The following is a 16,720-nucleotide window of genomic DNA, read 5'->3' as shown; positions in this document are numbered from 1 at the left end:
GGATGACGCCGCGGGTCTAGTGGTGGGGGGGACTGCAGTCCAACTCCTTGATCCTCCCGGCGTCGTCAAACGCAAAAAGCGCGCTCATGACGCCGGCACTCGTGATGTAGGAGAGAATGGTCCCGTCGTGGTAGGGATTGAGATCGTCCAACGTGCCTGCCGGATATTCCCGGAGGCGATCGACCCAATAGGCACGCAATGCCTCGCGGCCGGTAATGGTCTTGACGCAGCCGCAGCCGCAATGGACCACGGCATCGTCGGCATACATTTCCAGGATCGCTTCGATATCGCCCGCGCGGTAGGCATCGAGCCAGTCAACCGCAACGCCCATCGGGTCAAAGGACATATTTCTTACCTGCATACCGTCATAACCATATCGTCAAAACTTGCAATTTTAGGTCGGGTTAACCCCGCTAAGCCTCTTTCTCCAAACGATTAATTGTATTTTAATACCCCGACCCGGCCCCGGCCATATGCCGAAGGACATAGATCGCCGGGCCGAGGCAGGGTCCATGTTAGATGTCACTGCGAAGCAGGCGGTATTTCAGCGCATCCGCCTTGTGATCGTCGATCGACAACCGATTGTTCTACAGGGACTGAGGTCGGTATTCGGGCCACAGCAGGACTTCGACGTAGTCGCATCGGCCAGCGATGGGACCAGCTGCCTCGAAGCTATCAGGAATTTGACACCCGACGTCGCGCTTCTTGCTGACACGCTGCCGGATCTGTCGGTCTCCGAGATCCTGGCGATTGCGAAGGCTGAGAATCTTCCCACGCGCCTGGTGTTCTTCACCGAGTCCGACACCGGCCAGGATCTGACCGCAGCTATTGCTGCTGGCGCCTGCAGCGCAATTTCGAAGTATGCCTCCCCCGACACGATGCTGCGATCACTGAGGCTGATGGCGAAGCGTGGTGTGTCGCTCGAGCAGTCCGATTTCTCGCCAACCGGCAAGGCTGACGGCGGCAAAATTGAAAAGATGCTGGAGCTATTGACGCACCGGGAACGTCAAATTGTACGACTGGTGTCGGAAGGAATGTCGAACAAGGAGATCGCGCGCCAGCTCAACGTTTCCCAAGGGACGGTCAAGGTCCACCTGTACAATATTTTTCAGAAGCTTGAGATCACCAACAGAACGGTGCTCGCGACCATCGCATTGTTGCAACGCACCTCCGCCTTCACGCTCTCGCTGGCCCTTCTGGCGCTTGCAATTGCGGACGAACTCAAGGCGTCGGAAGCGAACGACGTGTCTGCGAACGACGTGTTTGCGAACGATAGCGGCATCGGCCATGCGGGAGAGCACGCCGAATATGAGCCCTGGAAGAAGGCAATTCTCCGGCACCTCATCGTCTGGGAATCCGCCGAGACGCCCGCGCTCGCCCAGAGAGACTTGTTTGCGAAGGTGAGCCAGGTCACGAACCCGGCGGCGGCAATGGAGGCGCTGCGCGCGGCTGAGCAGTCTGTTGGCGCCAAACCGTGGAAAGACCACGGTCCTGTGGGATCGAGCACGCCCAATCTTCCAACGCTTGTACTGCGAGGAGCTGGCGACACCCAGATTGGAGGTGACCCGGCCCCGGACCATCTGGTCCCGCGGCTTGCTTCCAATCCGATGTCGATTCAGGGAGGGTATGGCACCTTCGCCACGCTCGCCGGTGCATTGATCTACGCACTGCACGACCCCAATCTCGCCGCCGCACAGACGCATGACCCAGGCAAAGCGTCGCTCGACGGCTTCGTGACCGTCACCGGAGAGAATGCGACGACGAAAGTGGCCGCGATCACCGATGCCGACGTCAATCATATCGGCCACTCAGCCCCGGGTTTCCTTGCGCAGGATTCCCGCCTGCCTTCCGCCTCTGTGGCCCCTGGAAACGAAGGCGTCGCTGGAGAAGCTGCCCGGAGCCAGATGGGCGATGGCGCCGCGGGTGACAACCAAAAATCTCTTGGCTTGTTGGACGGTCACGATGCCGGTGCCGGCGGAGATAGAAGCGATCAACTGACGGGCAGCAACGTCGATGAAAAAATTGTTCATCGCACCGCGATCGATTCCAATTCGACCTCTTCCGACGCTGTCTTCGATTTCGCATCCGGGTCGAGCAGGATCAATCTTGCGGCTTTCGGAGCGCTTGCCTGGCTGCATATGACAGCGGCAAGCAAGTCCATACCGCCACATACTCTCGCCTGGATCTACAACTCGGCGACCAATGAAACGATCGTCTATGTGAATTCGACCGATCATAGTCTCGATATCGGCGATCGCGGCCTGGTGGAAATCCATCTGCAGGGGATTGTATCCATTGCGGAGCCGGATTTCGTCGGCCAGCCAGAGGGCACGGCTGTCGCAATCACCCTGGAGCAGCTCGAAGAAGCGCTGATATCGGCGGCCGCAACCGATGAGGCTGTCCTGAGCACCGACAATGTCCATGGCATTGTCGGGTCGGGCGAGAGCACACTCGAGACGGCCGGGGTCTGGAATCTTCGGGCCGACGACGGCCTGCGGTTTCAATTCGGGCAGACCCGGACCGGATTCGGGGCGTCGACGAGGTCGAGAAGTTTCGCTAGCGATACGGCGGATGCAACGGAAGAGAGCGGTGGCGCGTCTGCCGTGTCGGCTCACACATCATCGATCGTGCTTGCTCATAGCGTGAAGGTTGCGGCAGTTGAAAATCCCACATTGAAGAGTGAGCCGATCAATGCGGGCACCGGCGTATCGCCGACTGGGCTGAACGAGATCATCCAACCGAGCGTGATAACGGGCGACAACGCGGGCCGCGGTAACTCTGAGCACGCTTCGGAGCAAGGATCTGAAAGGGCCGCAGCCAAGGAGTCGACAGAAGCTGATTCCGACCCGGACAACGGCGTCGGTAATGACAAGAAGACGGCAGAATCGGCCGACGTGGTCCACGGCAAATCCGAGCACTCAGACTCTGCAAATGCGGCCGCCACGGAGTCGACTGAAGCTGACTCCAAACCGGACAACGGCGTCGGTAATGACAAGAAGACGGCAGAGACTGCCGACGTGGACCACGGCAAATCCGAGCACTCAAACTCTGCAAAGGCGGCCACCACGGAGGCGACTGAAGCCGACTCCAAACCGGGCAACGGTCTCGGCAATGACAAGAAGACGGCAGAGACGGCCGACGTGGACCACGGCAAGTCCGAGAACTCAAACCCTGCAAAGGCGGCTACCACGGAGGCGACTGAAGCCGACTCCAAACCGGGCAACGGTCTCGGCAATGACAAGAAGACGGCAGAGACGGCCGACGTGGACCACGGCAAGTCCGAGAACTCAAACCCTGCAAAGGCGGCTACCACGGAGGCGACTGAAGCTGACTCCAAACCGGGCAATGGCGTCGGCAATGACAATGAGCATGACGGTTCGCAGGGGGCGGCGAAAAAGGCAGAATCAAGCGGCGTGGAGCCCGGCAACTCCGAGCACTCGAACTCTGCAAACGCAGCGGAAGCAGCCGAGAGTGTTCAGCCGGATGTCGCAACGGCCGCTAACGCGGGCCACGGAAACTCGCAGCACGTTTCGGAGCCGGGGTCTGCCAAGGCGGCAGCTACGGAGTTGGCTGAAGCTGACTCCACACCGGGCAACGGTGTCGGCAATGACAAGAAGACGGCCGAGGCGGCCGACGAGAACCACGGCAACTCGGCGCGCGATCTACACCCAGACTCCGCAAACGGACCGAAAGCAGTCGACGTCGTCGAACCGGTCGTCGCAACGGATGACAGCGCGAGCCACGGCAACTCGGATCACGCTTCGGAGCCGGGGCCTGCAAAGGCGGCTGTTACGGAGCTGGCTGAAGCTGACTCCACACCCGGCAACGGTGTCGGCAATGACAAGAAGACGGCCGAGGCGGCCGACGTGGACCACGGCAACTCGGCGCACGATTTACCTCCAAACTCCGCAAACGGACCGCAAGCAGCCGACGTCGTCGAACCGGTCGTCGCAACGGACGATAGCGCGAGCCGCGGCAACTCGGATCACGCTTCGGAGCCGGGGCCCGCAAAGGCGGCTGTCACGGAGCTGGCTGAAGCTGACTCCATGCCTGGCAACGGCGTCAGCAATGACAACGCGCAAGACGCTCCGGCTGCGGACGCGTCAGCGGCAGTGGAGACGGCAGAGCCGGTCGCCGTTGAGCACGGCAATTCGGGGCACGATTCCAAGTCAACCTCTGCACCGGACGCAGCCGAGACTGTCGAGCCGAGCGTCGCAAGCGGCGATAATGCCGGACACGGAAACTCGCAGCAGGTGGCGCAATCTGCGGCGATCGCATCGGAAGCCGCACAGCCGGCTAAGACTGCGGCCGCGACCGGCGGCGCGGAAGACCTGGTGTTCCGCTTCGATAGCGCGGCAACTCCTTCCACTCCCGTCGCGGTCGTTGAGTCTCAAGTGCTCAATACTCCGCTCGATGCGCACGTACCGCCCGGTCAGGACAAGCACCTCGAGATCATCGTCCAGATAATCACCAGTGTGCTGGACGACCACGCGGCCAACCACGGCAATAGCGGTTCGCATCCTGCCATTGCACATGGGGCTCATGACTTGCTGATTTGAAGTGTTAGTGCGCCCCCGATGATGGCGGCAACTCAGCTCTCGTGCCTCGGACGCAGCGCAGGGTCTCGCCGTCGCCCTGAGGTGCGCGTCCTGCGGTCGAGAGCGGCCAAAATAAAAACGGGGCCGTGAGGCCCCGTCAAAAGTCCGTAACGTATCCCGCGATCTTACTTGATCTTGGCTTCGCGGAATTCGACGTGCTTGCGCGCGACCGGATCGTACTTCTTCTTGACCAGCTTGTCGGTCATGGTGCGCGAATTCTTCTTGGCGACGTAGTAGAAGCCGGTGTCGGCCGAGGACACGAGCTTGACCTTGATGGTGACCGCTTTGGCCATGTTCTGAACCTCAGAAAATTGGGGAATCTGGAGCCGGCCAAACGGCCCGCGTTGGCCGGCAACCTAGCCAGAAACCGCCTGATGTCAAGGTTTTAGGGCCGGAAATCTGTCCGAAACGGCCCGATTACCCCTCAAAGAACCGGTTTTTCGGCCGGGGAAGACCCAGATTCTCCCTCAAAGTGGCCCCTTCATACTCTTTGCGGAAAATCCCGCGCTTCTGCAGCTCCGGGACGACCTTGTCGACGAAGTCGTCGAGGCCCGCGGGCAGGAACGGGAACATGATGTTGAAGCCGTCGGAGCCGCGCCCGACCAGCCATTCCTCCATCTGGTCGGCGATGGTTTTAGCGGTGCCGACGAAGGCGAGGCCGCCATAGCCGCCGACCCTCTGGGCGAGCTGGCGCACGGTGAGCTTGTCGCGGGCGGCAAGATCAACCATGCGCTGGCGGCCGCTCTTGCTGGCATTGGTCTCGGGGATCTCGGGGAGGGGACCATCGGGATCGAAGCCGGAGGCATCGGTGCCGAGGATGACGGACAGCGAGGCGATGGCACTGTCGTAATGCACGCGGCTGTCGAGCAGGGCACGCTTCTCCTTGGCCTCATCGACGCTGTCGCCGACCACGACGAAGGCGCCGGGCAGGATCTTGAGATGCTCGGGATCGCGGCCGATCTTCTCCATGCGGCCCTTGATGTCGGCATAGAGCTTCTGGCCGTCGGCCAGGCTGCCGCCGCCGGTGAACACGGCTTCCGCGGTCTCGGCCGCGAGCTGCTTGCCGTCTTCCGATGCGCCGGCCTGCACGATCACCGGCCAGCCCTGCACGGGGCGGGCGATGTTGAGGGGGCCGCGCACCTTCAGATATTTGCCGTTGTGATCGAGGGTGTGCATCTTGGCGGGATCGAAGAACAGGCCGCTCTCGACGTCGCGCACGAAGGCATCGTCGGCGAAGGAATCCCACAAGCCCGTGACGACGTCGTAGAACTCGCGGGCGCGCTTGTAGCGCTCGGCGTGCTCCATGTGATCGTCGAGGCCGAAATTCAGCGCCGCATCCGGGTTCGAGGTGGTGACGATATTCCACCCCGCACGGCCGCCGCTGAGATGATCGAGCGAGGCGAAGCGGCGCGCGACGTGATAGGGCTCGTCGAAGGTGGTCGAGCCCGTCGCGATCAGGCCGATGCGTTCGGTGACCGCCGAGAGCGCCGACAGCAGCGTGAACGGCTCGAACGAGGTCACGGTGTGGCTGCGCTTGAGCGCATTGATCGGCATGTTCAAGACGGCCAGGTGATCGGCCATGAAGAAGGCGTCGAACTTGCCGGCCTCGAGCTTTTGGATCAGCTGCTTGATGTGACTGAAGTTGAAATTGGCGTCGGGCCAGGCGCCGGGATAGCGCCAGGCGCCGGTGTGGATGCTGATCGGGCGCATGAACGCGCCAAGCTTGAGTTGCCGTTGTGCCATCGCCCCGTATCCGTTCTGGGTGTCGTTCGCAAAGACATAGGCACGCCTGGGAACTCCGCCATTGGGGGAGGCGGGAAGAATTTTTTGTTTTTCGCGACGCGCTCAGCACAATCGCGTCATTGACACGGACCTGACGACCTACGACGTCAATCTCTGCGGCAGCAAGGGCACCGAGCCGGACGAGAGCTGATCAAGGCCTGGTTGCGACCCGTTCCGGAAATTGCCATCTTCGCGGCCAAACACCGCGATGGAAGGCCATGACCTCTGCGAATAATTCCATTCCCGCGCTTCTGCCGCGCGGCAAGGGCCACCAATTTCTGTTGTATGGCGACTCGTGTTCGGGCGTGCCCGGTGCCCTGCACGAAAAGACCTTCGCCTCGGTCAACGCAGTCGTTCAGCGCCTGGAACCGCAGCCTGACTTCGTTCTCTTTCCGGGCGATGAAATCATCGGACTGACGCCGGATCCGGACGCGCTGCGTGCGCAGTGGCGCTATTGGCTGGATACGGAAATGGCATGGCTCGACCGTGCGGCCATTCCGATGTGGCACACGACCGGCAATCACACGACCTATGATTTGATGAGCGAGGCGGTGTTTCGCGCAGTGCTGGACCTGCCGGACAATGGGCCGCCGGGGCAAGCCGGTCTGTCATACTTCGTGAGGCGTGGCGATCTCCTGATGGTGTTCGTCAACACGCTCTGGAGTGGGCTTGGCGGTGAGGGCCATGTCGAGCTGGCGTGGCTGGAGGCAACGCTCAGGGAGCATGGTGATGCCCGGCATAAGCTCGTCCTTGGTCATCATCCGGTGTTTCCGATCAACGGCTTTACAGGGACATATCAGCGCGAGATCGGCCACGAATACGCTCGCCCGTTCTGGGACATCCTGGTGAACGAAAACGTGCTTGCCTATCTGTGCAGCCACATCCTCGCCTTCGACGTGCAGGCGCATCGCGGTGTCCTCCAGATTTGCACTGCGGGCGCGGGAACGGCTCACAGGATGCCGGAAGGCGTCGAGTATCTGCATTGCGTTCAGGCTGCGCTTGACGAGGAGGGCCTGCGTTATCAGGTGCTCGACGTTGACGGCGCCGTCAGGGAGAAGTTGGAATGGCCGCTGCGCGATCCTGATCCCGCCCGGTGGAGGGAGCTGCCGCTCGGGGAAGCCGAAGCGCCGTTCAGCGGACGTGTGGAGAGCGGAGATAGGATCGAGCTGAGACTGGTGGGACAAAGTGCTGCCACCGATGTCGCATCGGCTCAGACGATTTTCACGGCTTTCGCGCCTGGTTCGATCGCGCCGTTCTGGCTTGGGTTTCGGGGACCGAGGCAAACTCTGACAGCCATCGTTGGTCGTGAGCCGGGACGTAGCCCGACCTATTGGTTCGGACCCGATCTTCCGGCAGGCGACCGCTTTGATATTCACGTCGCGATCTGTCCGGATATGGGCCCCGGCGGTCTCCTCTACCGCCATCACGACTCTCCGCGCTGGTCGTCCTTCACCTCTGCGACGGCGCGAGGGCTGGACCAGCTGGCGTGGCCCCGGCATTGGGCGATCGGCCACGGACAAGGTGGCCGCGAAGACCGGGCCTTCAGAGGTGCCGCGCTGAGTTTGCTGATCGCGTGAGCAGGCCTGGAGAGCTCGGCGGCTGGATTAGCCCAAAATATCCTTCTGCATCTTGCCGCCGTAGAAATGGAAGAACGGCACCGGCGCGTCGTGGCGGAGCGGGCCGGTGGCGAGGCGGGTGTCGAGCTCGTTGAGCACGTTGCGCGTCATCGGATGCAGATCGGCGAGAGGTTTCGAGCCGAGCTCGACCCAGACCAGCTCGACCAGCTCCGCATCGGCATGGATCACGCCCTCGACGCGGTGGGTGATCGCGGAGGCATCCGCGGTGAAGAAGCGCGTGTCGAACCGCTTGACGCGGCCGGGCGGGGTGATCGCGCGCGCGATCAGGAACAGGCTGGAGGGATCGGGCAGCAGGCCCGCATCTGCAAACGGTTTCCACGGACCTTCGAGCCTGGCCTTGCCCTCAGTTTTGTCTTGGGCCTTGCGGCCGAGGCAGAGGCCGGTCTCCTCGCACGCTTCGCGGATCGCGGCGATCGCCAGCGATTTTGCGCGCGAGGCCGGCGTCTTTGGGCTGCCCTTGGCGAGATTGGCCTCTAACTCGGCCGTGATCGGAGCAGCACACGGCACGCGATAATCGTCCTTGTCGACACGGCCGCCGGGGAAGACGAATTTCCCGGGCATGAACACCACCTTGTCGTGGCGCTTGCCGACCAGGACCTTTGGGACCGTGCCGCTGCGATCGACCAGGATCAGCGTCGCCGCATCCTTCGGGCGGAAATAGGGATGGTGGTCTGCTTCCTTGCCCTCGTGGATCTTGGCCTTTTCTTCTGCCTGCGAAATATCCGTCATGTCCTCACCCAGACCGTTTCTTGCTTATTGCTTAGACCGGCGGAATACCATCCGGAGGGTTCTCGTCAAAGCCGTGCATGCGCAGAGCCCATTGCAAGCCGACCACGGCGCCCTTCACGGGCTGCAGCAGCGCGAGCGAGGCAAAGAACGTGAAGGGCAGATAGGCCGCGAAGCTGATCCAGATCGGCGTCGTGTAATTGGTCTCGATCCAGAGGATCGCAGGCACCACGATGTGGCCGACAATGACGATGACGAGATAGGCCGGCAGATCGTCGGCGCGGTGCGGCGTGAAATCGAGGCCGCAACTGGCGCAATTGTCCGCCGTCTTCAGGAAGGCGCGGAACAGCTTTCCCTCGCCGCAGCGCGGGCAGCGGCCGCGAAAGCCGCGTTTCATCGCCGTCCAGACGTCGCGCTTCTCGACGAGGCCGGTCTCACGCGTCCAGATCTTTGGGGCCGTGCTCATCGTCACCACGCCTTGCCTTTCTTGCCCTTGCCTTTTCCCTTGTTCTTGCCCTTCTTCCCCTTGCCGGACTTTTGCTTCTCCGGCTTGCGTTTTCTCTCCGGGCTGCGTCCGGGATGCGCCTTGGACGAGGGGCGGCGCTGTGGACCGGGTCGCCTGCGGTCGCGCGGGCTCGCCTCACTGGACGACGACAGCAGCTCGAAGCGCAGCGCGCCGGCGATGGGGGCTGCTTCGATCAGGCGGACGTCGACGACGTCACCGAGCTGATACATGGTGCCGCTGCGCGTGCCGACCAGTGCGTGACGGCTCTCGTCATAATTAAAATATTCCGTGCCGAGGGATCGGATCGGGATCAGACCGTCGGCGCCGGTCTCGCTCAGCTTGACGAACAGGCCGGCGCGGGTGACGCCGGAGACGCGGCCCTGGAAGCTCGCGCCGATTCGATCGGCGAGGTGATGCGCGATCAGGCGGTCGACGGTCTCGCGCTCCGCTTTCATCGCGCGCCGTTCGGTCAGCGAAATATGCGCGGCGACCTCGCCGAGGCTCTCCGGCGTCTCGCTGTCGGGCAGGGCGCCCTCGCCGAGGCCGAGCGCGCGGACCAGCGCGCGATGCACGACGAGGTCGGCATAGCGGCGGATCGGCGAGGTGAAATGCGCATAGCGGCGCAGGTTCAGACCGAAATGGCCGTAGTTCTCGGATGAGTACTCAGCCTGCGCCTGGGCGCGCAGCACGACCTCGCTCACCAGCGGAAAGTAATCATGGCCTTCGAGCTGGGCCAGCACGCGGTTGAACGTGGTGGGGCGCAGCGCGCCCGATTTGGCGAAGGGGACGTCGAGCGTCTCCAGGAATTCCGCGAGCGCGTGGACCTTCTCCAGCGTCGGCTCGTCATGGACGCGGTAGATCAGCGGCAGCGACCTCTTCTCCAGCATCTCCGCTGCGGCGACGTTGGCGAGGATCATGAACTCCTCGATCAGCTTGTGCGCGTCGAGACGCTCCGGCACGACGACGCGATCGACCGTCCCGTCGCTCTTGAGCAGGATCTTGCGCTCGGGCAGATCGAGATTGAGCGGATCGCGCTCGTCTCTTGCGCGCTTGGCGCAGGCGTAAGCAGCATAGAGCGGTTTGAGGATTGGATCGATCAGGGGCCCGGTGGTGTCGTCAGGCCGTCCGTCGATCGCAGCCTGCGCCTGCGCGTAACTCAGCTTCGCGGCCGAGCGCATCAGGATGCGATGAAAACTGTGCGAGCGCTTGCGGCCGTCGGGGCCGAGCACCATGCGCACCGCGAGCGCGCCGCGCGGCTCGCCCGGCACCAGCGAGCAGAGATTGTTGGAAATGCGCTCGGGCAGCATCGGCACGACGCGGTCGGGGAAATAGACCGAGTTGCCGCGATCGAGCGCGTCGCGGTCGAGCGCGGTGCCAGGGCGCACGTAGAAGCTGACATCGGCAATGGCGACGTTGACGATGAAGCCGCCCTTGTTGTGGGGATCGTCGTCCGCCTGCGCATGCACCGCGTCGTCGTGATCCTTGGCGTCCGGCGGATCGATGGTGACGAGCGGGACGTCGCGCCAGTCCTCGCGTCCTTTCAGGTTGGCGGGCTCCGCCGCTTCCGCCTCGCGCTCGGCGGCCGAGGAGAATTGCAAGGGAATATCGTGCGCGTAAATCGCGATCAGGCTGATCGCCTTCTCGGACTTGACCGAGCCGAGCTTCTCCTTGACCCGGCCGGAGGCAAGGCCAAAGCCGCGCGAGCGGACGATGTCGACGCTGACGAGATCGCCGTCCTGCGCGCCTGATGTATCGGTCTTCGCGATGTTCAGCTCGCGATCGGCGAACTTCTTGTCGACGGGGACGAGCCGTCCGCCGCCTTCGGGAAGGCTGCGGAAGACGCCGAGGATGCGGCTCTTGGCCTTGTCGATGACCTTGATGATGCGGCCGCGATAGGCGGGGCCTTCGTCATCATCGCTGCGCTCGACGCGCAGCAGCGCGCGATCGCCGACGCCGGCGGCGGTGCCGGGCTTGGGCCGGCGCGGCATCTCGATGAGGATTTTTGGCGGCTCGCCGTTCTCGACCTCATCCCATTCGGCAGGGGAGGCGATCAATTCGCCGTCGGAGTCGCGGCCGGTGATGTCGGCCAGCAGCGTCGGTGGCAGCGCGTCCGGTTCGGAGACCGTGTGGCGTTTCTTCTTGATGATGCCGTCGTCGGCGAGCTCGCGCAGCATGCGCCTGAGCTCGGCGCGATCGGCGTTCTTCAGGCCGAACTCGCGCGCAATTTCGCGAGTCCCGACCTTTCCTGGATTTGCCTTGATGAAGGCGACGATGGCTTGCCTGTCGGGAAAGCCATGGTCTTTCTTTGGTTTCACTTAACCTCTAATTCTTGCCGGCACTCTTCTTGGCCGGAGCCTTGGTGGCGGCTGCCTTGGTCGGCGACGTCTTTGCGGTCGACGACACGGCGGCGCGCGCCTTGCTGGTGGATTCGGATTTGGATTTGGCCGCGGCTTTCTTCGCGGCCGGTTTCTTCGGCTTTGGCGCGGCGTCCTCGCCGTCCGCGGCCTTGTCTGCAGCCTTCTTGGCCTTGGCGGGCTTCGCCGCCTTTTTCGCCTTGGTCTTGCCGCCGCTCTTTCCGCCACCTTTGGCCGCGCGCTCGTCGATCAGCGCGATCGCCTGCGGCAGCGTGATGGCGTCCTTCTCGAACTCGGCGGGGATCGTCGCGTTGACGCCGCCCGCGGTGACATAGGCGCCGTAGCGGCCGCTCTTCACGGTGACGGTGCCGAGCGTCGGATGATCGCCGATGGCCTTGCCGGGATCGGCGCCGAAGCGCCGGCTCGGGCCCTTGGCGACCTTCTCCGCGATCAGCGTCACCGCGCGGTTGAGGCCGATCTCGAAGACCTCGTCGCCGGCCTCGAGGCTCGCATAGGTCTTCTCATGCTTCACGAACGGCCCGAAGCGGCCGAGACCCGCCGTGATCGGCTGACCGGTTTCCGGATGCTTGCCGATCTCGCGCGGCAGCGACAAAAGCTTCAGCGCAAGCTCGAGATCGACATCGCTGGGCGAGGTTCCCTTCGGGATGCCTGCGCGCTTCGGCTTCTCGCCTTCCTCATAATCCTTCTGCTCGCCGAGCTGGATGTAGGGGCCGAAGCGGCCGGCCTTGACCCAGACATCGCGGCCCGTATCGGGATCCTGGCCGAGCGAACGGTCGGCAGTCGCCTCGCCATCGGCGGCGAGCTGACGGGTGTAGCGGCATTCCGGATAGTTCGAGCAGCCGACGAAGGCGCCGAACTTGCCGGCCTTCAGATTCAGCCGGCCGGTGCCGCAGTTCGGACACTGGCGGACGTCGCCGCCATCCGCGCGGGCGGGGTAGATGTGCGGCCCCAGCGTCTCGTCGAGCACGTCGAGCACCTGCGCGACGCGCAGGTCCTTGATGTCGTCGACGGCGCCGATGAAGTCGCGCCAAAAATCCTTCAGCACCTGCTGCCAGGAGATCTCGTTGTTGGAGATGCGGTCGAGCTGCTCTTCCAGGCCGGCGGTGAAATCGTATTCGACGTAGCGGCTGAAGAAGCTCTCCAGGAACGCGATCACGACGCGGCCCTTGTCCTCGCCGTGCAGGCGCTTCTTCTCCAGCTTGACGTAGCCGCGGTCCTTCAGGACCTGGAGGATCGAGGCATAGGTCGAGGGCCGGCCGATGCCGAGCTCTTCCATGCGCTTGACGAGGGACGCTTCCGAGAAGCGCGGCGGCGGCTCGGTGAAGTGCTGGGTGACGGCGAGCGACTGCCGCTTCAACGCTTCGCCGGCGCTCATGCCGGGCAGGCGGCGGGAATCCTCGTCCTCCTCGTCGTCGCGGCCCTCCTGGTAAAGCGCGAGGAAGCCGTCGAACTTGACGACCTGACCGGTGGCGCGCAGCTCCAGCGTACGGCCGCCGGCCTTCGCGGTGATGTCGACGGTTGTGCGCTCGAGCTCGGCCGATTCCATCTGGCTGGCGATGGTGCGCTTCCAGATCAGCTCGTAGAGCCGCGCCTGATCGGCATCGAGCTTGCGGCTCATGCTGTCGGGGCGGCGGGAGAGGTCGGTCGGGCGGATTGCTTCGTGCGCTTCCTGGGCGTTCTTGGCCTTGGCCTGGTACTGGCGCGGCGCATCCGGCACATAGGCGTTGCCGTAATCCTCGCCGATCACCTTGCGCGCCTGGGTGATCGCGGACGGATCGATCTGCACGCCGTCGGTACGCATATAAGTAATGAGTCCGGTGGTCTCGCCGCCGATGTCGATGCCTTCATAGAGGCGCTGGGCGATGCGCATGGTGTGCGCGGGCGCAAAGCCGTATTTGCGGCTGGCTTCCTGCTGCAGCGTCGAGGTGGTGAAGGGGGCCTGCGGATTGCGCCGGGCGGGTTTTGCATCGACCGCCGTGACGGCGTAGGCGGCCGCTTCCAGCGCCTTCTTGAAGTCCTCGGCTTCCGTGCCGGTGCCGATGTCGAGGCGCTGGATCTTCTTGCCGTCGGCGCCGACGAGACGCGCCTCGAAGGCATCGCCGCGCGGGGTGAGCAGGGTCGCGATCAGCGACCAATATTCGCGGGCTACGAACTTCTCGATCTCGAGCTCGCGGTCGCAGACGAGGCGCAGCGCCACCGACTGCACGCGGCCCGCCGAGCGGGCGCCCGGCAGCTTGCGCCACAGCACGGGGGAGAGGGTGAAGCCGACGAGATAGTCGAGGGCACGGCGCGCCATATAGGCGTCGACCAGCGCACCGTCGATCTCGCGCGGATGCTTCATCGCGTCCGTAACGGCCTGCTTGGTGATGGCGTTGAACACAACGCGCTCGATCTTCTGATCCTTGAGCGCGCGCTTCTCCTTCAGCACCTCCAGCACGTGCCAGGAGATGGCCTCGCCCTCGCGATCGGGGTCGGTCGCCAGAATCAGGCGCTCGGCGCCCTTCAGGGACCTCGCGATATCATTGAGCCGGCCGGCCGCCTTGGGGTCGACCTCCCAGATCATCTTGAAATTGGCGTCGGGATCGACGGAACCGTTCTTCGCCGGGAGATCGCGGACATGGCCGAACGAGGCCAGAACCTCGTAGGACGAGCCCAGATATTTGTTGATCGTCTTGGCTTTCGCCGGCGACTCCACAATGACGATATTCATTTAGTTCCAGTGGCTTACGGGAAAATCTCGGGCCGAAAACGAAAGGACTCGGGTCGGCCGTTTCGACCCGAACATGGGTGGTGAGGCGGCCCCTGTCAAATCGAGGGGTGTTGAAAGCGCTCCAAATGGGAAAAGTTTCATATCGAGAAAGTTGCAAATCACCACCTTGGAGTTGCGGTCAATGTCGGCGTAGTGTCTCTGTGGGGCATGGATTCGGGGTGGGGACGGGTGACAAGGCCGGGAAAGAAGCGGGCGCGCGCCGTATCGGGCGTGCCGGGAGGCTCGCGCAACGAGGAACCAGGGGAAGGCGGGGCAGATGAGGCGGTGGCCTTCATCGCCGAGCAGGTGGCTGCCTTGCGCAAGCTCGCCGAGCGCCACAAGCTCGACGTGCTGCATTATCTCCTGGGGATGACGCAGCTGGAGGCCGACGAGCATTTGCGGCTGCGGACCAAGCGCAAGCTGTCGTGAGGCTTCAATGTCGTCCCGGCGCAGGCCGGGACCCATACCGCGTGATCTATCGAGAACGCGCAGTATCCGTATCGGCGAAGGATCACTGCCAGTCTTCGCCACACCGCTCCCTGTGGTTATGGGTCCCGGCCCCCGTGCGCAATTGCGCACTAGGCCGGGACGACCATGAGGAGAGATCGTGCGCGACGTCATCCCGTTGCGCGCCGCCGTCGCGCCGGTCGTAGCTTCAGCGTGGTATCCGCCGGCGTGAGCAGCCGCCCGTCCTCGGCGCGCATTTCGAGCTTCTTCACCGGGCGGCCTTTCTCGCGATCGACCAAAATGGTCGCGATCTCTTCGGGGTGATCATCGAATTCCTCGCTCCATTGCCGCAGCGCGACCAGGATCGGGAAGGTGCCGCGGCCTTTCGGCGTCAGCACATATTCCTGGTAGGCGCTGCCGTCGGAGGCGGGGGCGGTTGCCAAAATGCCGTGGTCGACCAGCGCGCGCAGCCGCACTGACAAGATGTTCTTGGCCATGCCGAGCTTGCTCTGAAACTCGCCGAAGCGGCGCAGGCCGAACAGCGCCTCGCGGATGATCAGCAGCGACCACCAGTCGCCGAGCGCGTCCAGCGACCGTGCGATCGGGCAGGAATCGCCCTCGAAGCTTGTTCGTTTCACCATCGTTCCGGTCCTGTCGCGTTCGCACGGTTCAGCCGCCGATCACGCGCTTGTGTGGTTGCATCATAAAACCAAATGCCCTAGATGGCAACTTAGTTTCATCATGCAACTAACTGGAGGCGAACGTGAGATTGAAGAACAAGACGGCCCTCATCACCGGCGGCAACAGCGGCATCGGGCTTGCGACGGCAAAACTGTTCGTGGCCGAGGGCGCCAAGGTGGTGATCACCGGGCGCAACAAGGAGACGCTGGCGGCAGCCGCCAAGGAGCTCGGGCCGAACGGCCTCGCCTTGCCTGCCGATGCGACCGACATCGCGGCGACGGAAGCCGCGATCAAGCAGGGCGCGGAAAAATTCGGCAAGTTCGATATCGTGTTCGCCAATGCCGGCATCGCCGGCGGCACGCCGCTGGGATCGGCGGCGCTCGAAGTGTTCGAGAAGGTCATCAGCACCAACCTGACCGGCGTGTTCTTCACCGTGCAGTCCGCGCTGCCTTATCTCAACGATAATGCCTCGATCATCCTCAACGGCTCGGTGATCTCGGTGCTCGGCATTCCCGGCTACTCCGCTTATGGCGCGGCGAAGGCTGGCGTGCGGGCGATGGCGCGGATCATGGCCTCGGAGCTGTCGCCGCGCGGAATCCGTGTCAACGTCGTTGCGCCCGGCGCGATCCGCACGCCGATCTGGGGGCCTGCGACCGCAACGCCCGAAGCCGAGAAGGTGTTCGAGAAGCGGATCGGGCTGATGACGCCGCTCGGCCGCCTCGGCGAGACGGATCACGTTGCGAAGACGGTGCTGTTCCTCGCTTCCGATGATGCCGCGCATGTGCAGGGCCAGGAGATCTTCGTCGACGGCGGCGCGGTGGCATCGCCGAGCGGCGCGCCGATCTATCGCGGTTGATCAAGCAAGGTGAAAATTGAATCTGTCGGCGCGACGAGGTTGGTTGCGCCGGCCGGTTCCCTCGCGTTGTGCGATCTAATTTCTAAACCTTTGCGTGAGGTGTTGAACCTTCGCTTGCGCTGCAAAGACATTTTTACGGGTGGGGGTCACAAGACTCAATTTTAGAGGGAGCCCGTGATGCCGAAGGCAGCTCGCTTCTTTTCATCGATTTCAGCACCGCGTATATACACCGAACGTTCCGCCATTCCCGCCAAGCGCTCCGACGCGTCCGAGTTCATCGGAGTGGCGCTCTTTGCCGGCATCGGCCTGTTCATTTCGCTGGTGGCCGTCATCCTGGGCATGCAGGGCATCTGGCTCTAGCCTA

The 16,720-nt window shown here is 63.4% G+C and carries 13 protein-coding genes; 5 read left to right on the top strand and 8 right to left on the bottom strand.

The genetic code is table 11. The annotated features are described in order from the left end of the window. Window positions 1-16: 16 nt before the first annotated feature. Complete coding sequence (locus JQ592_RS07880) at window positions 17-346, bottom strand: nuclear transport factor 2 family protein (protein WP_211402284.1); 330 nt, start codon at window positions 344-346, stop codon at window positions 17-19. Between the two features lie 166 nt (window positions 347-512). Here JQ592_RS07880 and JQ592_RS07875 point away from each other — a divergent pair, with 166 nt between their 5' ends. After that, window positions 513-4,559, top strand: coding sequence for a response regulator transcription factor (locus tag JQ592_RS07875; RefSeq protein WP_211402283.1), 4,047 nt, complete (start codon window positions 513-515; stop codon window positions 4,557-4,559). 164 nt (window positions 4,560-4,723) lie between these two features. Here JQ592_RS07875 and rpmG read toward each other — a convergent pair whose 3' ends face one another. Together rpmG and JQ592_RS07865 are read right to left on the bottom strand one after the other, a co-directional pair. Continuing rightward, window positions 4,724-4,891: a 50S ribosomal protein L33 gene (gene rpmG / locus JQ592_RS07870; protein WP_007603295.1), complete on the bottom strand. Its 168-nt coding sequence runs from the start codon at window positions 4,889-4,891 to the stop codon at window positions 4,724-4,726. A 124-nt stretch (window positions 4,892-5,015) separates the two neighbouring features. After that, entirely contained in the window at window positions 5,016-6,341 is a 1,326-nt protein-coding gene (locus tag JQ592_RS07865) for an LLM class flavin-dependent oxidoreductase (protein WP_211402282.1), read from the bottom strand. A gap of 257 nt (window positions 6,342-6,598) precedes the next feature. Between JQ592_RS07865 and JQ592_RS07860 the strand changes: the two genes are divergently transcribed. After that, window positions 6,599-7,957 (top strand): metallophosphoesterase family protein, encoded by a 1,359-nt coding sequence (locus tag JQ592_RS07860; protein WP_211402281.1) that lies wholly within the window; start codon window positions 6,599-6,601, stop codon window positions 7,955-7,957. Window positions 7,958-7,984: 27 nt separating this feature from the next. Here the strand turns inward: JQ592_RS07860 and JQ592_RS07855 are convergent, their stop codons facing one another. From JQ592_RS07855 to topA, 4 genes are read right to left on the bottom strand one after another with little or no spacing between them, the layout of a single operon-like run. After that, entirely contained in the window at window positions 7,985-8,746 is a 762-nt protein-coding gene (locus JQ592_RS07855) for an NUDIX hydrolase (protein WP_211402280.1), read from the bottom strand. 31 nt (window positions 8,747-8,777) lie between these two features. After that, window positions 8,778-9,218, bottom strand: a complete 441-nt coding sequence (locus tag JQ592_RS07850) for a DUF983 domain-containing protein (protein WP_433996404.1) — start codon at window positions 9,216-9,218, stop codon at window positions 8,778-8,780. Beyond that, on the bottom strand, window positions 9,212-11,563 hold the full coding sequence (gene rnr / locus JQ592_RS07845; protein ID WP_211402278.1) for a ribonuclease R: 2,352 nt from the start codon (window positions 11,561-11,563) through the stop codon (window positions 9,212-9,214). Before rnr ends, JQ592_RS07850 begins: the two co-directional genes overlap by 7 nt. 7 nt (window positions 11,564-11,570) lie before the next feature. Beyond that, window positions 11,571-14,333: a type I DNA topoisomerase gene (gene topA, locus JQ592_RS07840; protein ID WP_211402277.1), complete on the bottom strand. Its 2,763-nt coding sequence runs from the start codon at window positions 14,331-14,333 to the stop codon at window positions 11,571-11,573. Between the two features lie 228 nt (window positions 14,334-14,561). Here topA and JQ592_RS07835 point away from each other — a divergent pair, with 228 nt between their 5' ends. Beyond that, window positions 14,562-14,801: a hypothetical protein gene (locus JQ592_RS07835; RefSeq protein ID WP_211402276.1), complete on the top strand. Its 240-nt coding sequence runs from the start codon at window positions 14,562-14,564 to the stop codon at window positions 14,799-14,801. Between the two features lie 188 nt (window positions 14,802-14,989). Here the strand turns inward: JQ592_RS07835 and JQ592_RS07830 are convergent, their stop codons facing one another. Next, entirely contained in the window at window positions 14,990-15,460 is a 471-nt protein-coding gene (locus JQ592_RS07830; RefSeq protein WP_211402275.1) for a winged helix-turn-helix transcriptional regulator, read from the bottom strand. A gap of 122 nt (window positions 15,461-15,582) precedes the next feature. Here JQ592_RS07830 and JQ592_RS07825 point away from each other — a divergent pair, with 122 nt between their 5' ends. Continuing rightward, the gene (locus JQ592_RS07825; protein WP_211402274.1) at window positions 15,583-16,356 is read left to right on the top strand and encodes an SDR family oxidoreductase; all 774 of its coding nucleotides are present in this window, start codon (window positions 15,583-15,585) and stop codon (window positions 16,354-16,356) included. Window positions 16,357-16,533: 177 nt separating this feature from the next. After that, window positions 16,534-16,716, top strand: a complete 183-nt coding sequence (locus JQ592_RS07820; protein ID WP_211402273.1) for a hypothetical protein — start codon at window positions 16,534-16,536, stop codon at window positions 16,714-16,716. Window positions 16,717-16,720: the final 4 nt, after the last annotated feature.

Source organism: Bradyrhizobium iriomotense (assembly GCF_018129405.1).
Taxonomy (GTDB): Bacteria; Pseudomonadota; Alphaproteobacteria; order Rhizobiales; family Xanthobacteraceae; genus Bradyrhizobium; species Bradyrhizobium iriomotense_B.
The sequence above is the reverse complement of the archived record's forward strand: the minus strand, read 5'-3'. Positions and strand labels throughout refer to the sequence as shown.